Annotated in this window: 19 protein-coding genes and 2 riboswitches; of the genes, 16 read left to right on the plus strand and 3 right to left on the minus strand. The window is 66.7% G+C overall.

Annotated features, from left to right (window positions below; all coding sequences use genetic code 11):
- Nucleotides 1-40: 40 nt before the first annotated feature.
- The 9 genes from xseA (at nt 41) to ABIC32_RS01190 (ending at nt 8,940) form a co-directional block, all read left to right on the plus strand.
- Nucleotides 41-1,636, plus strand: a complete 1,596-nt coding sequence (gene xseA / locus ABIC32_RS01150) for an exodeoxyribonuclease VII large subunit (RefSeq protein WP_354071751.1) — start codon at nt 41-43, stop codon at nt 1,634-1,636.
- 64 nt (nt 1,637-1,700) lie between these two features.
- Nucleotides 1,701-2,186, plus strand: coding sequence for a signal peptidase II (gene lspA / locus ABIC32_RS01155; RefSeq protein ID WP_284877903.1), 486 nt, complete (start codon nt 1,701-1,703; stop codon nt 2,184-2,186).
- 169 nt (nt 2,187-2,355) lie between these two features.
- Nucleotides 2,356-2,922, plus strand: coding sequence for a DUF3035 domain-containing protein (locus tag ABIC32_RS01160; protein ID WP_153922976.1), 567 nt, complete (start codon nt 2,356-2,358; stop codon nt 2,920-2,922).
- Between the two features lie 74 nt (nt 2,923-2,996).
- Nucleotides 2,997-3,440, plus strand: a complete 444-nt coding sequence (locus tag ABIC32_RS01165; RefSeq protein WP_354071754.1) for a PaaI family thioesterase — start codon at nt 2,997-2,999, stop codon at nt 3,438-3,440.
- A gap of 108 nt (nt 3,441-3,548) precedes the next feature.
- Nucleotides 3,549-4,235 (plus strand): Tat pathway signal sequence domain protein, encoded by a 687-nt coding sequence (locus ABIC32_RS01170; protein WP_295226189.1) that lies wholly within the window; start codon nt 3,549-3,551, stop codon nt 4,233-4,235.
- Nucleotides 4,235-6,037 (plus strand): arginine--tRNA ligase, encoded by a 1,803-nt coding sequence (argS, locus tag ABIC32_RS01175; RefSeq protein WP_354071756.1) that lies wholly within the window; start codon nt 4,235-4,237, stop codon nt 6,035-6,037. The genes ABIC32_RS01170 and argS overlap by 1 nt, the downstream gene beginning before the upstream one ends.
- A gap of 220 nt (nt 6,038-6,257) precedes the next feature.
- Nucleotides 6,258-7,268, plus strand: coding sequence for an adenosine deaminase (locus ABIC32_RS01180; protein WP_354071758.1), 1,011 nt, complete (start codon nt 6,258-6,260; stop codon nt 7,266-7,268).
- Nucleotides 7,265-7,585, plus strand: coding sequence for a hypothetical protein (locus tag ABIC32_RS01185; RefSeq protein ID WP_354071760.1), 321 nt, complete (start codon nt 7,265-7,267; stop codon nt 7,583-7,585). The genes ABIC32_RS01180 and ABIC32_RS01185 overlap by 4 nt, the downstream gene beginning before the upstream one ends.
- A gap of 65 nt (nt 7,586-7,650) precedes the next feature.
- Nucleotides 7,651-8,940 (plus strand): Y-family DNA polymerase, encoded by a 1,290-nt coding sequence (locus tag ABIC32_RS01190; protein ID WP_354071762.1) that lies wholly within the window; start codon nt 7,651-7,653, stop codon nt 8,938-8,940.
- Nucleotides 8,941-8,947: 7 nt separating this feature from the next.
- On the opposite strand, the gene ABIC32_RS01195 is transcribed toward ABIC32_RS01190, so the two are convergent.
- The 3 genes from ABIC32_RS01195 to ABIC32_RS01205 form a co-directional block, all read right to left on the minus strand.
- Nucleotides 8,948-9,568 carry a nicotinamidase gene (locus ABIC32_RS01195; protein ID WP_354071764.1) on the minus strand — a complete coding sequence of 207 codons (621 nt, stop codon included), beginning with the start codon at nt 9,566-9,568 and terminating at the stop codon, nt 8,948-8,950.
- Nucleotides 9,568-10,533: a class 1 fructose-bisphosphatase gene (locus ABIC32_RS01200; RefSeq protein ID WP_354071766.1), complete on the minus strand. Its 966-nt coding sequence runs from the start codon at nt 10,531-10,533 to the stop codon at nt 9,568-9,570. The genes ABIC32_RS01195 and ABIC32_RS01200 overlap by 1 nt, the downstream gene beginning before the upstream one ends.
- Before the next feature lie 131 nt (nt 10,534-10,664).
- Entirely contained in the window at nt 10,665-11,702 is a 1,038-nt protein-coding gene (locus ABIC32_RS01205; RefSeq protein WP_354071768.1) for an alpha/beta hydrolase, read from the minus strand.
- Between the two features lie 105 nt (nt 11,703-11,807).
- A riboswitch (glycine riboswitch) is annotated at nt 11,808-11,905 on the plus strand.
- A gap of 3 nt (nt 11,906-11,908) precedes the next feature.
- Nucleotides 11,909-11,993, plus strand: a riboswitch (glycine riboswitch).
- Nucleotides 11,994-12,048: 55 nt separating this feature from the next.
- On the opposite strand from ABIC32_RS01205, the gene gcvT reads away from it, so the two are divergent.
- The 7 genes from gcvT (at nt 12,049) to ABIC32_RS01240 (ending at nt 18,804) form a co-directional block, all read left to right on the plus strand.
- Complete coding sequence (gene gcvT / locus ABIC32_RS01210) at nt 12,049-13,161, plus strand: glycine cleavage system aminomethyltransferase GcvT (RefSeq protein WP_354071770.1); 1,113 nt, start codon at nt 12,049-12,051, stop codon at nt 13,159-13,161.
- A gap of 11 nt (nt 13,162-13,172) precedes the next feature.
- Nucleotides 13,173-13,538: a glycine cleavage system protein GcvH gene (gcvH, locus tag ABIC32_RS01215; protein WP_354071772.1), complete on the plus strand. Its 366-nt coding sequence runs from the start codon at nt 13,173-13,175 to the stop codon at nt 13,536-13,538.
- Nucleotides 13,539-13,673: 135 nt separating this feature from the next.
- Nucleotides 13,674-15,020, plus strand: coding sequence for an aminomethyl-transferring glycine dehydrogenase subunit GcvPA (gene gcvPA, locus ABIC32_RS01220; RefSeq protein ID WP_295245494.1), 1,347 nt, complete (start codon nt 13,674-13,676; stop codon nt 15,018-15,020).
- A gap of 12 nt (nt 15,021-15,032) precedes the next feature.
- On the plus strand, nt 15,033-16,601 hold the full coding sequence (gcvPB, locus tag ABIC32_RS01225) for an aminomethyl-transferring glycine dehydrogenase subunit GcvPB (protein WP_373427510.1): 1,569 nt from the start codon (nt 15,033-15,035) through the stop codon (nt 16,599-16,601).
- Nucleotides 16,602-16,667: 66 nt separating this feature from the next.
- The gene (locus ABIC32_RS01230; protein ID WP_354071774.1) at nt 16,668-17,585 is read left to right on the plus strand and encodes an SDR family oxidoreductase; all 918 of its coding nucleotides are present in this window, start codon (nt 16,668-16,670) and stop codon (nt 17,583-17,585) included.
- Nucleotides 17,586-17,796: 211 nt separating this feature from the next.
- On the plus strand, nt 17,797-18,201 hold the full coding sequence (locus ABIC32_RS01235) for a hypothetical protein (RefSeq protein ID WP_340190207.1): 405 nt from the start codon (nt 17,797-17,799) through the stop codon (nt 18,199-18,201).
- 132 nt (nt 18,202-18,333) lie between these two features.
- Nucleotides 18,334-18,804: a DUF6789 family protein gene (locus tag ABIC32_RS01240; RefSeq protein ID WP_354071777.1), complete on the plus strand. Its 471-nt coding sequence runs from the start codon at nt 18,334-18,336 to the stop codon at nt 18,802-18,804.
- Nucleotides 18,805-18,823: the final 19 nt, after the last annotated feature.

The raw sequence follows: 18,823 nt of genomic DNA on the forward strand, positions 1-18,823 counted from the left end.
CAGCGTTCCCGGGCGGATCGACGCAGGCTAGGGTGGGCCAATGAGCGACGACTCCTACGTATTCGAAGGCCCGGCCGAGGTCCCTGCCCCGCGCGACAACAATCCGCCCCTGTCGATCTCGGAACTGTCGTTCGCGCTAAAGCGCACGCTGGAAGACCGGTTCGGCCACGTGCGGCTGCGCGGCGAGGTCTCCAAGGTCAACCGCCACGCCTCGGGCCACATCTATCTGACGCTGAAGGACGACAAGTCGGCCATCGACGGCGTGGTGTGGAAGGGGTCGGTGCGCGGCCTGGGCGTCCAGCCCGAGGCGGGGCTTGAGGTCATCGTCACCGGCAAGATCACCTCCTATCCGGCGCGGTCGTCCTATCAGATCGTGATCGAGAGCATGGAGGCGGCCGGCGCCGGCGCCTTGCTGGCCCACTTGGAGCGGCTGAAGATCCGCCTGCGTGAGGAAGGGCTGTTCGAGCCGGGTCGCAAGAAGCCCCTGCCCGCCTTTCCCGCGACCATTGGCGTGATCACCAGCCCGACCGGCGCGGTGATCCGCGACGTGCTGCACCGGATTGCCGAACGCTGGCCCTGTCGCGTCATGGTCTGGCCTGTGGTCGTTCAGGGCGATTCGGCCTGCGGGCAGGTGTCGAACGCCATTCGCGGCTTTGATGCGATGACCGCCGACGGGCCGATCCCCCGCCCGGACCTGCTGATCGTCGCGCGCGGCGGCGGGTCGGTCGAGGACCTGTGGTGCTTCAACGACGAAGGCCTGGCGCGAACCGTGGCGGCGGCGCGCATTCCGATCATCTCGGCCGTGGGGCACGAGACCGACACCACCCTGATCGACTTCGTCTCGGATCGCCGGGCGCCGACCCCGACGGGCGCCGCCGAAATGGCGACGCCGGTGCTGGCGGACCTGCGCTACGCCGTCACGGACATGGACCGGCGCATGGTGCAGGCGGGCGGGCGGCTGATCGAGGATCGACGCACGCGCCTGCGGGCCGTGGCGCGCGGCCTGCCGGCGCGGCCGGAGGACCTGCTGGCTCTGGCGCAGCAAAGGCTGGACCATGTGTCGAGCCGGCTGGGATCGGGCCTGCAACGCAATGTGGCCCTGCACGAGCGGCATCTGGCGGTGACCGGCGGCAAGCTGAGCCCGGCCCTGCTGCGCACGCGGATCGAGCGAGGTCAGGATCGGCTGCGCGGCGCGGGTGACCGCCTGGGTGCCGCGCTTCAGGCGGGCGTGGCGCGCGGCGAACGGCGGTTGTTGCAGGTCTCTGGGCGGCTGTCGCCCGAACCGCTGCATCGACGGCTGGATCAGCGTCAGGCGCGGCTTGAAGCCGTCGGCGCGCGGCTGGACGGGGGCATGCCGCGCCGGCTGGAGCGCGAAACCGATCGCCTGGCGGCGCTGTCACGGGCGCTGACGACGCTGGACCCCGGACGTCCCAAGCCCGGCTTCGCCCGCGTGGAAGATTCAGACGGCGCCTGGATCACCTCGGCCAAGGCGCTGGAGGCGGGTCAGGCCGTCAAGCTAGTGTTCGGCGATGGCGTTCAGCCGGCGACGATCGACGGCGGCGAACCCCGTCCGTCCCCGCCGCGTCCGGCGGCCAAGCCGAAGCCGTCCGCCGCCGATCAGGGCAGTCTGTTCTGACGGCGACAGATATGATCCGCGTTTTCCGCTTCGCCCCGGCGCCGCTTCCTGCTAACGGCGCCGCATGAAGATCACGCGCCTCGCCGTCACCGCCTATGTGTTCGCCCTCCTGATCATCGTCCTGGATCAGCTGACCAAGGCCTGGATCATCAGCGGCCTGTCGCTGCAGGAAGTCGGGCGCATCCCCGTCTTCCCGCCGATCTTGAACTTCAGCTGGGTCGAAAACACCGGCGTCAGCTTCGGCCTGTTCGGCGGCGGCGAAGCGCGCTGGGGCCTGGCCATCTTCTCCATCGTCGTCTCGGCCGGCCTAGCCTGGTGGGCGACGCAATCGAACCGACGCCTGCTGATCACCGCAATCGGTTTCGTCATGGGCGGGGCGCTGGGCAATGTGATCGACCGGATCCGCTTCGGCTATGTGGTCGACTTCATCGACTTCTCCGGCACCGGCGTCTTTCCCTGGGTATTCAACGTCGCCGACAGCGCCATCACCATCGGCGTCGTGCTGCTGATCATCGACAGTCTGGTGTCTGACAAACCCGTGAAAGCCTGACGGCTTTCGACGCTTTCGAGCCTGATTCACGGCCTTGGCGGGATCGCCCCCTCGACCGATCAGGCTCCGAGGTTGGCGCGGCCCCCGAAAAGTCGTAATCACCCCGTCTTCACTATGCCGACTGCGCCATCGCGGCGCTTCCTGCATCAGCCGACCAGAGCCTGAAACCATGCGTATCCGCAGTGTCGCCGTCCTGACCCTTGTCGCCTCCTCCGCGCTCGCCGTCTCGGCCTGCGGCAGCATCAAACAGGGCATCGGCCTGACCAAGGTCGTGCCGGATGAGTTCGTCACCGTCTCGACCGCCCCGCTCAGCATTCCGCCGGAATACGGCCTGCGTCCACCCGCGCCGGGCCAGCCGCGCCCGCAGGAACTGGCCCCCGAAAGCGCCGCGCGTCAGATCCTTTTGGGTCAGCGTCAGGCCGTCACCCGCACGCCGGGCGAACAGGTCCTGGTGGCCCAGGCCGGCGGCGAACAGGCCGACCCGCTGGCCCGCTATGTCGTGGACGATGAGTTCGGCGATCTGGCGCACAAGGACGAAAGCTTCGCCAACCGCCTGATGTTCTGGCGCAAGGACGACGCCTCGACCCAAGCCCCGACGGTCCGCCAGACCGCAGAAGGCCAGAAGACCATCGACGCCTCGACCGAGGCCGCGCGTCTTCAGGCTCTGACCGGCGGCCAGCAGGCCATCACGATCCAGCCGCGTCGCAGCAACGGCTTCAAACTGCCGGGCCTTTAAGGACCGCTACGACGGACGCTTGCCACGGCGGCGTCCGTCCTTATTGTAAACGGACCTGATCAGGAGCCGTTTGCATGACCGAAACCGTCGATATCGCCGCCCTATCCGGGATCGACCAACTGCGTCTGGGCATGACGGGCGGCTTCATCGCCCCCATCGCCCGCACCGTCGGTTTCGAACTGACCGAAGTGGAAGAAGGCCGGGTGGCGTTCGAGGCCATCCCCACCACCGCAGTCTATAATCCCTTGGGCACCGTCCATGGCGGCTGGATCGCGACGGTGCTCGACTCGGCCTGCGGCTGCGTCGTGCATTCCACGCTTCGGCCGGGCCAGACCTATACGACGCTGGAACTGAAGACGGTTTTTCACAAGGCGCTGACCGCCGGCACGCCCGTTCGGGCCGAGGGGCGTATCGTTCAGGCCGGTCGCCGCGCGGCCTTCTCTGAGGCCGATCTGCGCGGGCTGGACGGCAAGCTCTATGCGACCGCGACCTCGACCTGCCTGGTGATGGAGCGCTGAGGCCAGCAAGCGTTTGCCGCGCCTCGCTTTAGCCGCTATCAGCGGCGAGCGTTGATGATCGGCCGCCGATCGTCGTGCGCCCTCTCTCGCTGTCGGAAAAATAAGCTGATGCGTCGCGTGTTCACCGCCCTGGCCGCCCTCTCCATCGCGGCCTCCGTCCTGCCCGTCGCCGCCGAGGCCCAGACCTCCCAGCGTCAACGCGAGCGCAGCGGGCAACAGCAGCAGGCCTCGGGTGAAGACGCCGCGCCGTCGCGCGCGCCGCGCATCGCGCCCCTGCGTCGCCGCGCCAACGCCGGCCCCTGCCCCTATGTGAAGATTCTCTACGACGCCGCTCGCTACGTCGAACTGGAGGGCGGCCGCGCCGCCGTGGCCAATGTCGGCTACACCGGCGAGATCGAGGGCATCGCCTCGGACTGCGAATATCGCGAGGCCGATCCGATTCGCGTCGACATGGACGTGCTGTTCAACCTGGGCCGTGGTCCGCAGGCGGCGGGCGAACAGCGCACCTACCGCTACTGGATTGCGGTGACCGAGCGGAACAACGCCATCCTGTCCAAGGAATATTTCGACCTGCCGGTGAACTTCGAGGGCCAGCGCACCGCCTCAGTCACTGAAAAGCGCACCATCGTCATTCCGCGCGCCGGCATCGAAACCAGCGGCAGCAACTTCGAAATCCTGGTCGGTTTCGACGTGACGCCTGAAATGGCCGAGTTCAATCGCTCGGGCAGCCGCTTCCGCGTCAACGCCGGCACAACGCCGGCCGCCCCCGCGCCTGCCTCCGCACCGAGCCAATAATGTCTGATCTGAAGACCGTCCTCAGCGAAGCGGTCGCCGCCGCCTTCGCCGCCGAAGGCGTGGACCCGGCCCTGGCCCGCGTTACCCCGTCGGACCGCCCCGACCTGGCCGATTTCCAGTCCAATGGCGCGCTCGCCGCCGCCAAGGCGCTGAAGGCCAATCCGCGCGAACTGGCCGGCAAGATCGCCGAGCGGCTGAGCGCGGACGTGCGCTTCGCCTCGGTCGAGGTGGCGGGACCCGGCTTCATCAATCTGAAGCTCTCCGACGCGCTGCTGGCCGAACGGGCGACCGAGGTGGCGAACGACGCAGACCACGCGGGCGCCGCGACTGTGGCCGCACCGGGCCAGGTGGTCATCGACTACGGCGGTCCCAACGTCGCCAAGCCGATGCACGTCGGCCATTTGCGCAGCGCCATCATCGGCGAGAGCCTGAAGCGGTTGTTCCGCTTCCGCGGCGACCACGTCACCGGCGACGCCCACTTCGGCGACTGGGGCTTCCAGATGGGCCTGCTGATCGTCGCCTGCGGCGACGAGGGCCTGGCCGAGGCCTTCATGGCCGAAGGCGACGGCCCCTTCCCGGCCGAAAGCCCGGTCACGCTCGCCGATCTGGACCGCCTCTATCCACAGGCCGCCGGCAAGGCCAAGGAGGATCCGGCCTTCCGCGACCGCGCTCGCAAGGCGACGGCGGAGCTTCAGAACGGACGTCCCGGCTACCGCGCGCTGTGGCAGCATTTCGTGGCGGTCAGCCGCGAGGCGCTGAAGCGCGAATACGGCGACCTGTCGGTCGATTTCGACCTGTGGAACGGCGAGAGCGACGCTGATCCGCAGATGCCGGAAATGCTGGCGCACCTGAAAGAGACCGGCCTGCTGGTCGAGGACGACGGCGCCCAGGTGGTGCACGTCGCCAAGCCCGGCGAGACGCGCAAGAAGAAGTTGGCCGACGGCTCGGTGATCGAGGCCCCGTCTCCCCCGCCCCTGCTGGTCATCAGCTCGGAAGGCTCGGCCATGTACGGCACCACCGACCTGGCCACCATCCTCGACCGCAAGAAGGCCCTGTCGCCCGATCTCGCCCTCTATGTCGTTGACGAACGTCAGGCCGAGCATTTCGAGCAGGTCTTCCGCGCCGCATATCTGGCCGGTTACGCCGAAGAGGGCGCGCTGGAGCATCTCGGCTTCGGCACGATGAACGGACAGGACGGCAAGCCTTTCAAGACCCGCGCCGGCGGGGTTCTGAAACTGCGCGACCTGATCGATCAGGCGACCGAAAAGGCGCGCGAGCGCCTGCACGAGGCCAAGCTGGGCGACGACCTGTCGCCGGAAGAGTTCGAGGCCATCGCGCACAAGGTGGCCATCGCCGCCCTGAAGTTCGCCGACCTGTCGAACGCGCGCACGACCAGCTACGTCTTCGATCTCGATCGCTTCATGAGCTTCGAGGGTAAGACCGGCCCCTATCTGCTGTATCAGTCGGTCCGCATCAAATCCCTGTTGCGCAAGGGCGCCGAACAGGAACTGACTCCCGGCGCCATCGTCATCACCGAACCGGCCGAACGTGACCTGGCCCTGACGCTGGACGCCTTCTCGACGGCTGTGTCGGACGCCTACGACAAGCGAATGCCGCATCTGGTCGCCGAACACGCCTATCGCGTGGCGCAGTCCTTCTCGAAGTTCTACGCCGCCTGCCCCGTGCTGGTCGCGCCGGACGAAGCGACCAAACGCTCGCGTCTGGCCCTGTCTGCCGCGGCTCTGCGCCAGCTTGAAATCGCGTTGAATCTGCTGGGCATCGACACGCCGGAGCGGATGTAAGCAGGTCTCGATCCTCCCCCGTTCACGGGGGAGGGGGACCGCGAAGCGGTGGAGGGGGCGGATACGCCCCGCCGCCCGCCGGTCAGAACCGAGCCTGTTTTCGCCCCTCCACCATGATGCGCATGGTCCCCCTCCCCCACCATGCGGGGGAGGATCGCCGTTTCGGATGACGCCTCGAACCTGATCCTTTAGGCTAGCGGCCGTTACGGAGCCGCTCCTCATGTCTAATCTCGACGCCTACATCGCCGGCCTGCCCAAGGCCGAACTGCACCTGCACATCGAGGGCTCGCTGGAGCCCGAGCTGATGTTCGAACTGGCGCAGCGCAACGGCGTGTCCATTCCCTACGACAGCGTCGAGGCGGTGCGGGCGGCCTATGATTTCTCGAACCTGCAGGACTTCCTGGACATCTATTACGCGGGCGCCGCCGTCCTGCTGACGCGACAGGATTTCGAGGATCTGGCCTTCGCCTATTTCCAGCGCGCGGCGGCCGATAATGTGCGCCATGCCGAAATCTTCTTCGACCCCCAGACCCACACGGACCGCGGCGTGCCGTTCGGCGTGGTGGTCGAGGGTCTGATCGCAGGCATGGACCGGGCCAAGGCGGAACTGGGCGTCTCCAGCGGCCTGATCCTCAGCTTCCTGCGCCATCTTACCGAGGAGGAGGCCTTCGCCACCCTGGAGGCGGCCAAGCCCTATCTGCATCATTTCATCGGCGTGGGGCTGGATTCGTCGGAGGTCGGCCATCCGCCGTCCAAGTTCCAGCGCGTCTTCGCCGCCGCGCGTGAGCTGGGCCTGAAACTGTGCGCCCACGCGGGCGAGGAGGGGCCGCCCGCCTATGTGCATGAGGCGCTGGACCTGCTGAACATCGACCGGATGGACCACGGCAATCGCTCCATGGAGGACGAGGCCCTGGTCCAGCGGCTGGTCGCCGAGCAGATGACCCTGACCGTCTGCCCTCTGTCGAACCTGAAACTGTGCGTGGTCGATGACCTGAAGGACCATCCCGTCCCCGAGATGCTGCGGCGGGGCCTGCACGTCACCCTGAACTCCGACGACCCGTCCTATTTCGGGGGATATGTAAACGATAACTACAGCCGGCTGGCTGAGGCCGTCGGCCTGACACGCGATCAGGTGACGCAACTGGCGAAGAACAGTTTCGAAGGCTCGTTCCTGGGCGAGGCGGAGAAGGCGGCCTACCTGGCCGAGGTTGATGCCTACGCGAAGCGATGAATACCGCTCAAGCCGCTCTGGCCATCGCTGGCTGGTTCAGTTTGGCGGCAGGCATGATCAGCAGCATGGGCGCGCATTTCGCGGCCGACCACAGAAGGCGAAACGGGCTCGTTCCCCGGAAGACCCCGGATTTCTACGACTTCTCGAAAAATGTCTTTTACTTCGGCATAGGGCCGTCGTTCAGGACGATCTTTTCCGACGCACACCGTCACTATAAGAGCCGCTTCATAACGCATTGCGTCAAAGTCGCGCGGGTGGCTTTTGTTCTGGCCGCCGCCCTCCTCGCTGCATTCTTCGTAAGCCTGGTTATCTGGTGATCGACGCCCTTTAGATCACTTCGTGTTCCTGATATGTTCCGCTGATGGAGCGGACAGGATCACCGGTGGAAGACAGCGCGAACCTCCGCTGGCTGTTCGTCGATCTGAACGCCTTCTTCGCCAGCGTCGAACAGCAGATGAACCCGGACTGGCGGGGCAAGCCGGTCATCGTGCGGCCGGCGACAAGCGAATACACCGGCGCCATCGCCGCCAGCTATGAGAGCAAGGCCTGGGGGGTTCAGACCGGGATGCGGGTGTCCGAGGCGCGCAAACTGTGCCCCGACCTGATCGTCGCTGAGGCGCGCCCCGACCTCTACGTCAAAATCCATCAGCAGATCATGGCCGAGATCGACCGCCATGTGCCGGTGTGGAAGGTCGGCTCGATCGACGAATGTTCGTGCGAGTTGCTGGGTCCAGAACGGCTAGAGGCGAACGCCGTCGCCCTGGCCCGACGCATTCAGGCGGGCATCCTGCAAAACGTCGGCGATTGTCTGCGGTCGTCCGTCGGGCTGGCGCCGTCGCGGTTCCTGGCCAAGACCGCCTGCGGCATGCAGAAGCCCGCCGGGTTGACGGTGCTGCGCGCCAACGAACTGCCCGGCCCCTTGCTGGACCTGCCGCTGTCGAAATATCCGGGCATCGGCTCGCGCATGCAGATCCGGTTGCAAGCGGCGGGCGTCACCGACACGGCCGGCCTTTGGAACATGAGCGCGAAACAGGCCCGGGCGGTCTGGAACAGCATCGAGGGCGAACGCATCTGGCGCGGACTGCACGGTCTGGACAGCGAGCCGACCCCGGAAAAACCGCCCGCCTCGATCAGCCACAGCCACGTTCTGGCCCAGGCCATGCGGACCCCGGACAAGGCGCGGGCCGTGGCGCGGCGGCTGGTGGTCAAGTGCGGGGCGCGTCTGCGGCGCATGGGCCTGACCGGCGCCAGCCTGACCCTGCATTTGGACATGGGGCCGAAGGCGACGCCCCGAAGCGGTCGTCGCGGCTGGGAAACGGCGGCGATGAGTTGCCCCATCGCGCCGACGCAGGACACCTTCGCCCTGCTGGCGGCGCTCGACAGTCTGTGGCGCAAGGTCGAGCCGGAGTTGGAGGCGGGACGCCTGAGCTATGTCGGGGTCGGGGTGCACGGCCTGAAATCCCGCGACGATTTCGAGACGGACCTGTTCGCCGCCGGTCCGGATCAGGACGGCGACGCCCCGTCTCTTCGCCTGTCCCAGGCGCTGGATGCGCTGAACCGCCGCTACGGCAAGGACACCGTCAGCATCGGCCCCAAGGCCGGCCTGCCCGACTATATCGGCGCCAAGATCGCCTTCACCCGCATCCCCGAGGCCGAGGATTTCTGGGAGTGAGGCACACCTAGCTCAGCAGGGACGCGGCCGCGATCTCAGCCACGCCCAAGGCCCGGAAACTGTCTTGGGCCGCCGCCTCGGTTTGCGGCGCGATGGCCCGGCTGGCGTCGGCGATCACCATTGCTTCGATCCCCTCGCGAACCGCGTCCTGGGCCGTGAAACGGACGCAGTAGTCGAAGGCCAGACCGCACAGAAAAACGCGCGTCACGCCCAGTTCACGCAACAGGCCGGCCAGCCCCGTCGGGGTGCGGCGATCGTTCTCGAAAAAGCCGGAATAGCTGTCGACCGCCGGATTATAACCCTTGCGGATCACGGCCATGGCCTTCTCGACCGTCGGCGCTGCATCAGGATGAAAGTCGGCGCCAGGCGTGCCCTGAAGACAATGATCCGGCCACAGCATCTGGCGACCGTAGGCGACCTCGATCTCGGCAAAGGGCGCAGCGCCGGGGTGATTGGAGGCGAAAGAAATCTGGTCCGGCGTATGCCAGTCCTGGGTCACGATCACCCGGTCGAACCGAGCCGCCAGCCGGTTGATCAGCGGCATGATCCCCGCGCCGCCCGCCACCGCCAGACGGCCGCCTTCACAGAAGTCGTTCTGCGGATCGATGACCAGAAGGGCGTCGCTCATCAGACGCCTACGTAGGCGTCGATCTCGTTGGCCGAACCGAGCGCGACGGGGATGCGCTGGTGCAGATGCTCGGGCTGCACGTCCAGAATGGCCTGGCGTCCGTCCGTCGTCGCCTTGCCGCCGGCTTGTTCGACCAGGAAGGCCATGGGATTGCCTTCGTACATTAGGCGCAGCTTGCCCGGCTTGTTCGGCTCGCGCCGGTCCCAGGGATAGAGGAAGACCCCGCCGCGCATCAGGATACGGTGAACATCCGCGACCATGGCCGCGACCCAGCGCATGTTGAAGTTCTTGGCCCGAGGCCCCTCTTCGCCCTTCAGCAGGTCGCCGACATAGGTCTGCACCGGCTCGGCCCAGTGGCGCAGGTTCGACATGTTGATCGCGAACTCCCTGGTGTCCGGCGAAATGGCGATGTCGTCGTGGGTCAGGATCCAGTCGCCGTCGTTCGACAGGGTGAATCCTTTCACGCCCGCGCCGGTCGTCAGCACCAGCATGGTCTGCGGCCCATAGACGGCGTAGAGGGCGGCGACCTGATTGCGGCCGGGCTGCATGAAATCGGCCTCTATCGGGGTCGCGGTCGTGGACTTCAGCACCGAGACGATGGTGCCGACGGGCGCATTGATGTCGATGTTGGACGAGCCGTCCAGCGGGTCGAACAGAACCAGATAGTCGCCGGCCGGATTGGAGGCCGGCTGGACCTCGTCCATCTCTTCCGACGCGACGCCGGCGACGGCCGGGCTGGCCAGCAGGGCCTCGGTCAGCATGTCGTTGGTCATGACGTCGAGCTTCTTCTGCTCCTCGTCCTGCACGTTGATCTGACCCGATGCGCCCAGCGCCCCGGCCAGGGCGCCGCCCGCAACGACCTTGCTGATGTCCGCGCAGGTAGCGGCGACCACGGTCAGAACCGTCTTCAGCCCCTCGGGCGCATCCAGGGCGGCGATATGGGCGTCGAGGCGTGTGCGGGTCATGCGAGCAGTCCGGTTCTGGGCGTTGCGCCGTTTTGGCGGGGGACAGGCCCCAGGGCAAGGCGGCAGGCCGAGGCGACAACAAAAACGCCCCGGCGAAACCGGGGCGCTTCCTTATCCATCAGTGTTGTCGATCAGATCGGCAGGATCGCCGTACCGAACGCCCGCTTCAGTTCGTGGGCGGCGAAGGTCTGAGCCGCCGCCGCATCCGGCACGACCGCCGCCATGCCGAAGAACTCGTGCGTCGAGCCGTTGAAGGTCTTGTGACGCACATCGACGCCCGCCTGCTCCAGCTTCTCGGCCAGCAGTTCGCCCTCGGTGCGCAGCGGATCGATCTCGGCGCAGATCACCGTCGTCGAGGGCAGGCCCGACAGGCTCGCCTTCTCGACGATATTGATGCGCGGGTCCTGAGCATCGGCCTCGTTGGCGAAGATGTGTTTCACGAACCACTTCATCATCGGCTTGTTCAGCGGTCTGGCGTCGGCGTTCTCGACGTAGGACTCATTGTTCATGTCCACGCCGGCGACCGGGTAGACCAGCACCTGATGTTTGGGCGCCGGCAGGCCGGCGTCGCGGGCCATCATCGACACCCCGATGGCCAGGTTGCCGCCTGCGCTTTCGCCCATGACGGCCACCTTCTGCGGGTCGCCGCGGAAGGTCTGCGCATTCTCCAGCACCCAGCGATAAGCGGCCAGGGCGTCGTCGTGCGCGGCGGGGAAATGGTGTTCCGGGGCCTGGCGATAATGGACCGAGACCACGATCACATCGGCCATTTTGGACACGCCGCGCGGGCCGCCGTCATAGACGTCCAGATCCGCGATCACGAAGCCGCCGCCGTGGAAATAGACGACGACCGGGTGCAGCTTGTCTTCAGAGTGGTCATGCGGCTTGTAGATGCGCGCCTGGATCGGGCCGGCGGCGCCGGGGATGGTGATGTCGCTGGTTTTGACGCCCATGTCGTCGCTGGGGTCCTTGCCGTCCTTGCGCAACAGCGATTTCACCGCGTCAGTCGGGGTCGGTTGCTGACGAGCCTCCTCGGGCGACAGGGTCTCAATCGGCTTGCCGCCGAGAGACGCCAGTTCGTCCAACACCTTCTGCATCTGGCCGTCGGCCTTGGCGGGGGTGTCGCGCGGCTTGTCGTCGTCGCCGAACAGCTTGTCAATAATGGACATTTTCGCATTCCTGGGTCTGGTTTCGGGGTCCGGAACGACAACCCGCCGCACGCAACCTTGTTCCCGGCCCGCTTGACTTGGCGCTTGAGTCGATGCCTTAGGTCGCATGCTCTCGCGGGAGAGATCGGGCGCTGGAAACAGGGTTCGACGCCGAAGGCGCAACCGCCCCGGAAACGCTCAGGCAAACGGACCGCGAAGCATACGGACGCTGGAAAGTCGCCCATTCGGGCGCGCCGACGGAGCAAGGCGACATGATTTGGTCGCCGGAATCTCTCAGGCTTCAGGACAGCGGGGGCGCGAGGACGGCGGAGCTCCGCCACAACACGCGACCGTGAAAGCCTGAACCATGACCGACCAGACCCTGAAGACCACGCCTTTGAACGCCGCGCACCGCGCGCTGGGCGCCCGCATGGTGGGGTTCGGCGGCTATGACATGCCGGTCCAGTATGAAGGCGTTCTGGCTGAGCACCGCTGGACGCGGGAACACGCGGGTCTCTTCGACGTCTCCCATATGGGCCAATGCAAGATCACCGGCGAGGATGCGACCGCCCAGTTCGAGCGGTTCGTGCCCGGCGACTACGCGATCCTGAAAGCTGGCAAACAGAAGTATTCGCTGCTGCTGAACAAAGACGGCGGGATCATCGACGACCTGATGGCCGGACGGCCGGATCACGACGGCCTGTTCGTCGTCGTCAACGCCGGCAATAAGGACGAGGACTTCGCCTTCTGGGAAGCCAATCTGGAAGGCGACGCCAAGCTGACGGTGCTGGACCGCGCGCTGATCGCCATCCAGGGGCCGGAAGCCGCCGAGGTCATGGCCGCGCACGAGCCGATCCTGGCCGAAATGGGCTTCATGGAATGCGCCCGTCTGATGCTGTTCGGCGCCGACTGCTATGTGTCTCGCTCAGGCTACACCGGCGAAGACGGCTATGAGATTTCGGTCCCGGCCGACCAGGCCGAGCGCATCTGGAACACCATTCTGGAAGACGCCCGCGTCAAGCCGATCGGCCTTGGCGCCCGCGACAGCTTGCGTCTGGAAGCCGGCCTGCCGCTGCACGGCCACGACATCGACCCGACCACCTCGCCGGTCGAAGGCGCCCTGACCTTCGCCCTGTCCAAGTCGCGCAAGGAACGCGGGGACTTCGCCGGCGCCGACCGGATCCTCAAGGAACTGTCCGACGGCCCCTCGCGCGTTCGCGTCGGCCTGATCGTCAAGGAAGGCGCCCCGGCCCGTGAAGGCGCCGAGATCGCCGACGCCGACGGCGCCGTGATCGGCAAGGTCACCTCGGGCGGACCCTCCCCCACCTTGGGCAAGAACATCGCCATGGGCTACGTCCCGCCGGCCCATGCCACCCTGGGCACGGCGCTGAAGGTCATCGTGCGCGGCAAGGCCGCCGCCGCCGAAGTCGTCGCCATGCCCTTCGTGGCCCAACGCTATTACCGCAAACCCAAAGCCTGAGAGATCAGACCATGAAGTTCACCAAGGATCACGAGTGGGTCAGCCTTGACGGCGACATCGCCACCGTCGGCATCTCCAAACACGCCGCCGACGCCCTGGGCGACGTGGTGTTCGTCGAAGTGCCTGAAGTCGGCAAGACCGTCTCGAAGGGCGACAGCTTCGCCGTGGTCGAGAGCGTCAAGGCGGCGTCGGACGTCTACGCCCCCGTCTCGGGCGAAGTGGTCGAGGCGAACGACGCCCTGTCGACCGCCCCGGAAACCGTTAACTCGGCAGCCGAGGCCGACGGTTGGTTCGCCAAGATCAAGGTTTCGGACGCCTCGCAACTGGACGCTCTGATGGACCAGGCGGACTACGACGATTTCCTGAAAACCCTCTAACTTTAAACTCAGTCACCCTCGGGCTTGACCCGAGGGCCGGACGATCAACCACTCGTGCGAAGCCTTCGACGCACGAGCCGCACAACATCTGGTCCTCGGGTCAAGCCCGAGGATGACGGATGCAAGGAACCGGATATGCGTTACCTCCCCCTGACGCCCGACGACCGCACGGCGATGCTCGCCGCCATCGGCGCGAAATCCATCGACGATCTGTTCGTGGACGTGCCCCAGGCCGCCCGTCTGGACGGCCCCGTCGATCTGCCGCGCGTCGCGGGTGAGTTGGAGGTCGAGCGCGCCCTGTCCGCCATGGCGGCAAAGAACGCCACCGCCGGCGCCGTGCCCTTCTTCTGCGGCGCAGGGGCCTATAAGCACCACGTCCCGGCGACGGTGGACCACGTGATCCAGCGCTCGGAGTTCCTGACCAGCTACACCCCCTACCAGCCGGAAATCGCGCAGGGCACGCTGCAGTACCTGTACGAGTTCCAGACTCAGGTCGCGAACCTGACCGGCATGCCGGTCGCCAACGCCAGCCTCTATGACGGATCGACCGCCATGGCCGAGGGCGTGCTGATGGCTACCCGCGTGACCCGCCGCAACAAGGCGGTGATCTCGGGCGGCGTGCACCCGCACTACATCAAGGCGACCGAGACCGTGGTTCACGCCGTCGGCGTCGAAACCCTGGCCCTGCCCGCCGCCGTGGACGCCGAGGCCGCCGTGATCGACCAGATCGGTCCCGACACCGCCTGCGTCGTCGTCCAGACCCCCAACGTCTTCGGCACGGCCACCGACGTGACCAAGATCGCCGAGGCCGCCCACGCCGCCGGCGCCTTGCTGATCGTCGTGGTCACCGAGGCCGTGTCGATGGGCCTGTTGAAGTCGCCCGGCGAAATGGGCGCCGACATCGTCGCGGCCGAGGGCCAGTCGATCGGCAACGCCCTGAACTTCGGCGGTCCCTATGTCGGCCTGTTCGCCACGCGCGAGAAGCTGATCCGCCAGATGCCCGGCCGCCTGACCGGCGAAACCGTGGACGCCGACGGCGAACGCGGCTTCGTCCTGACCCTGTCCACGCGCGAGCAGCACATCCGCCGAGACAAGGCGACCTCGAACATCTGCACCAACTCGGGCCTGTGCACCCTGGCCTTCACCATCCACATGAGCCTGCTCGGCGAGACGGGCCTGCGCAAACTGGCCCTGCTGAACCACGAAAAGGCCGTCGCCACGCGCGACGCCCTAGCCGCCATTCCAGGCGTCGAAGTCCTGACCGACCGCTTCTTCAACGAGTTCGCGGTGCGCCTGCCCAAGAACGCGGCCGAGGTTGTGGATCAGTTGGCCGCCCATCACGTCCTGGCTGGCGTGCCCTACAGCCGCCTGGCCCCCGACGCCGGCATGGACGATGTCCTGCTGGTCGCTGCGACCGAGACGACCCTCGATGCCGACATCCAGATTCTCGCCAAGTCGCTCTCCAAAGTCCTCGGCGCGTAAGGGATACTGACCATGAGCACCATGAACACCGTCGGCCGCCCGACCGCCCCGAACCAGGTCCAGACCAAGCCCGCCACTCTGACTGGCGGCCGCGGCCTGTTGCAGAACGAAGCCCTGATCTTCGAGGGCGACGGCTGGGGCAAGACCGGCGTCGATCTGCCGGAACCCAAGACGGACGGCTCCGACCTGGGCGACCTGGTCCGCAAGGATCCGATCGGCCTGCCCGGCCTGTCCGAGCCGGAAACCATGCGCCACTATGTGCGCCTGAGCCAAAAGAACCACGCCATCGACCTGGCCATCTATCCGCTGGGTTCGTGCACGATGAAGCACAACCCGCGCCTGAACGAGAAGATGGCCCGCCTGCCCGGCTTCTCCGACATCCATCCGCTGCAGCCGATCTCGACGGTTCAGGGCGCGCTGGAGCTGATGGACACCCTGGCCCATTGGCTGAAGACCCTGACCGGCATGCCCGCCGTCGCCCTATCGCCCAAGGCCGGCGCGCACGGCGAACTGTGCGGCCTGATGGCGATCCGCGCCGCCCACGAGGCGTCGGGCCAGCATGAGAAGCGCCGCAAGGTTCTGGTGCCCACCAGCGCCCACGGCACCAACCCGGCCACCGCCGCCTTCGTCGGCTATTCGGTGGTCGAAGTGGCCCAGACCGAGGACGGCCGTGTGGACGTCGCCGACTTGGCGTCCAAGCTGGGTGACGACGTCGCCGCCATCATGGTGACCAACCCCAACACCTGCGGCCTGTTCGAGCGCGATATCCTGGAGATCAGCCGCCTGACGCATGAGGCCGGCGCCTATTTCTACTGCGACGGCGCCAACTTCAACGCCATCGTCGGCCGGGTTCGTCCCGGCGACCTCGGCGTCGATGCGATGCACATCAACCTGCACAAGACCTTCTCGACGCCCCACGGCGGCGGCGGTCCGGGCGCGGGTCCGGTGGTCCTCTCCGAAGCCTTGGCCCCCTTCGCGCCCGCCCCCTGGGTCGTGCATGACGACGGCGGCTATCGCCTGATCGAGCGCGAGGAGGACGAGGCCGAGCAAGCCTTCGGCCGTCTGTGCGCCTTCCAGGGCCAGATGGGCATGTACACCCGCGCCCTGTCCTACATGATGTCGCACGGCGCCGACGGCCTGCGTCAGGTCGCCGAGGACGCCGTCCTGAACGCCAACTACATCAAGGCCCGGCTCGGTGATTTGATGTCGGCCGCCTTCCCCGACGGCCCCTGCATGCACGAGGCCCTGTTCGACGACGAATGGCTGAAGGGCACGGACATCACCACGCTCGACTTCGCCAAGGCGATGATCGACGAGGGCTTCCACCCGATGACCATGTATTTCCCGCTTGTCGTTCACGGCGCCATGCTGATCGAGCCGACGGAAACCGAGTCCAAGGCCGAGTTGGACCGCTTCATCGAGGCGATGCGCGCCCTGGCCGGGGCCGCCAAGGCCGGCGACGTCGATCGCTTCAAGGGCGCGCCCTTCCACGCGCCGCTGAAACGTCTGGACGAAACCCGCGCCGCCCGTTCGCCGGTTCTGCGCTGGACCGCGCCGGAAGGCTCCAACAAGGCGGCCTGATCCCGAAGTCGCCCCTTCCTGCGGGAAGGGGCTGACGCGGGGCTGATCCGTCGCTAGGTCATGGCCATGACCTGGACGACGAACGACATCCCCGACCTTTCCGGCCGACTGGCCATCGTCACCGGCGCGACCGGCGGGCTGGGGCTGGAAACCGCCCTGGTGCTGGCCGGCAAGGGCGCGGAGGTCGTGCTGGCGGCCCGCAATCCCGACAAGGGGGCTGAGGCCGAACGGCTCATCCGGTCTCGTCATCCGAATGCGGCCGTGCGGTTCGATCTGCTGGACCTGGCCAGCCTGGCCTCCGTCCAGGCCTTCGCCGAGCGCAATCTGGCGACGGGACGGCCCATCGACATCCTGATCGACAATGCGGGAGTCATGGCCCTGCCGACGCGCCAGACGACCGTCGACGGGTTCGAGAAGCAGTTCGGGACCAACTACCTGTCCCACTTCGCCCTGGTCGGCCGGCTGCTGCCTTTGCTGATTGCGGCAAAGGCCCGCGTGGTCCAGTTGTCCAGCGTCGCCCACCGCAGCGGGCATATCCGCCTGGACGACCTGAACTATCAAAGCCACTACAGCCCGTGGCCGGTCTATCAGCAATCCAAGCTGGCCATGCTGATGTTCGCCTTGGAGCTTCAGCGCCGCAGCGACGCCCACGGCTGGGGCCTGACCAGCGTGGCGGCCCATCCCGGCTTCGCCCGCACCGACCTGATCGCCAACGGTCATGCCGGCAAGCCCGGCCTGTTCGCGCGCGGCGCCCGGCTGCTGGAGGCCGTGCTCAGCCATTCGGCCGCGGACGGCGCCCTGCCCATCCTGATGGCCGCGACCCTGCAGGACCCGACGCCCGGCGGATATTACGGCCCCACCGGCTTTCAGGAGATGAAGGGCCCGCCCGGCGTCGCGGTGATCAAGCGCCAGGCCAGGGACGCAGATGTGGCCAGGCGTCTGTGGTCGGAATCAGAGCGTCTGACGGGCGTGACCTACGGCTGACGGCGCGGGGCGTGTCCGCCGCGCCACGGCGCGCAGAGATCCTCCCTTCATGACCAAAGCTTCACCCGCCGGACATCCATCCGCCATGGACGCAGGGCGTTAAGGGGTCTTGTGGCAAGGTCGTCACGGTCGCCTTTTCCTTTCCCGACGAGGGATCGCGCGTCCGTGGCGATCGTTGTCATGACGATCCTCCTCCCCATCCGGCGTATTCGTGACCTCACTCCCCGTTCCCTTCGTCCGCTCTGACAAGCCGCGCGCCTCCACGCTGCGGGTCGTCAAACGCTGGGCGCTGATGATCGGGGGTCTGTTCGTCGTGCTGCTGGGCATTCTGATCGCTCCCCTGCCCGGGCCCGGCGGCATCCCCGTCATCGCCGTCGGTTTGATGTTGATCCTGAAAAGCTCGTTCTGGGCCAAGCGCCAGTTCATTCGCGCTCAATATGCGCGGCCGAAATGGGTCTATCCTTTCCGTCGCCTGATGCGAAAGAAGCCCGAGTTCGCGCCGGTCTTCTGGCAACAGGCGCTGCGGGCCGAGAAGATCGTCACCAGACGCTCAAGCCGTCGCCTCTCCCGCGGCCGCAAAAGTATTCGGCGTTATTTCCGTAAGCTCTTCCGCTAGTTAGCGCCTAATTCCGCGGTTGCGTTGCTGCAACCGCTAACCACAGGATCGTGAACACCGCTCGCCCAAGTCAGGCGTATCCTGTCTGCGCGTTATCAGAGAACCACTTAGGCGTTGGGAGGCGCTAAGGTCATGATGTCACGCGTACAAAAAGGTCTGATCGCCGGCGTTGCGGCGACCGTGGCCGTCTCATTGCTCGAAATACCCAATATGTTCCTGAACTGGTTCGATCCCTTCCAGGGGGTCATCGCCAGCATGCTTGGAATGCCTGGCAATCTAGCCGTCGGCTGGGTCGTCCATGTCATCAGCGGCGTCTTCATCCTGGGGCCGCTGTTCGCCGTCCTGTGTCCCCGCCTGCCGACGGACACGCCCGAGACCAAGGGCATCGTCTTCGCCGTCGGCGCCTGGATCCTCATGATGGCCGCCATCGTGATGTTCGGGAACTACCGCACCTTCACGGCCGGCGCGGGCTTCGGCACCTTCGCCTGGCTGCTGATCACCCACGCGGTCTTCGGCATCGTGCTGGGCAACGTCTACGCCCGACTGGTGGCGCGCGACAAACGGTTGGGCGCGACCATCATCGGCGGTGCCCACGCCCATTGATCACGGCTTGATCGCCCAA

The sequence above is a fragment of the Brevundimonas sp. 1080 genome (assembly GCF_040545985.1).
Lineage (GTDB): Bacteria > Pseudomonadota > Alphaproteobacteria > Caulobacterales > Caulobacteraceae > Brevundimonas.

What these genes read in the sequence shown, in the direction of transcription:
- gcvH (WP_354071772.1), top strand. Translation starts at nt 13,173, where the DNA reads ATGAAGTTCACCAAGGATCACGAGTGGGTCAGCCTTGACGGCGACATC.
- gcvT (WP_354071770.1), top strand. Translation starts at nt 12,049, where the DNA reads ATGACCGACCAGACCCTGAAGACCACGCCTTTGAACGCCGCGCACCGC.
- ABIC32_RS01230 (WP_354071774.1), top strand. Translation starts at nt 16,668, where the DNA reads ATGACCTGGACGACGAACGACATCCCCGACCTTTCCGGCCGACTGGCC.
- ABIC32_RS01180 (WP_354071758.1), top strand. Translation starts at nt 6,258, where the DNA reads ATGTCTAATCTCGACGCCTACATCGCCGGCCTGCCCAAGGCCGAACTG.
- ABIC32_RS01195 (WP_354071764.1), bottom strand. Translation starts at nt 9,568, where the DNA reads ATGAGCGACGCCCTTCTGGTCATCGATCCGCAGAACGACTTCTGTGAA.
- ABIC32_RS01205 (WP_354071768.1), bottom strand. Translation starts at nt 11,702, where the DNA reads ATGTCCATTATTGACAAGCTGTTCGGCGACGACGACAAGCCGCGCGAC.
- ABIC32_RS01165 (WP_354071754.1), top strand. Translation starts at nt 2,997, where the DNA reads ATGACCGAAACCGTCGATATCGCCGCCCTATCCGGGATCGACCAACTG.
- gcvPB (WP_373427510.1), top strand. Translation starts at nt 15,033, where the DNA reads ATGAGCACCATGAACACCGTCGGCCGCCCGACCGCCCCGAACCAGGTC.
- argS (WP_354071756.1), top strand. Translation starts at nt 4,235, where the DNA reads ATGTCTGATCTGAAGACCGTCCTCAGCGAAGCGGTCGCCGCCGCCTTC.
- gcvPA (WP_295245494.1), top strand. Translation starts at nt 13,674, where the DNA reads ATGCGTTACCTCCCCCTGACGCCCGACGACCGCACGGCGATGCTCGCC.
- ABIC32_RS01240 (WP_354071777.1), top strand. Translation starts at nt 18,334, where the DNA reads ATGATGTCACGCGTACAAAAAGGTCTGATCGCCGGCGTTGCGGCGACC.
- ABIC32_RS01170 (WP_295226189.1), top strand. Translation starts at nt 3,549, where the DNA reads ATGCGTCGCGTGTTCACCGCCCTGGCCGCCCTCTCCATCGCGGCCTCC.
- lspA (WP_284877903.1), top strand. Translation starts at nt 1,701, where the DNA reads ATGAAGATCACGCGCCTCGCCGTCACCGCCTATGTGTTCGCCCTCCTG.
- xseA (WP_354071751.1), top strand. Translation starts at nt 41, where the DNA reads ATGAGCGACGACTCCTACGTATTCGAAGGCCCGGCCGAGGTCCCTGCC.
- ABIC32_RS01185 (WP_354071760.1), top strand. Translation starts at nt 7,265, where the DNA reads ATGAATACCGCTCAAGCCGCTCTGGCCATCGCTGGCTGGTTCAGTTTG.
- ABIC32_RS01200 (WP_354071766.1), bottom strand. Translation starts at nt 10,533, where the DNA reads ATGACCCGCACACGCCTCGACGCCCATATCGCCGCCCTGGATGCGCCC.
- ABIC32_RS01160 (WP_153922976.1), top strand. Translation starts at nt 2,356, where the DNA reads ATGCGTATCCGCAGTGTCGCCGTCCTGACCCTTGTCGCCTCCTCCGCG.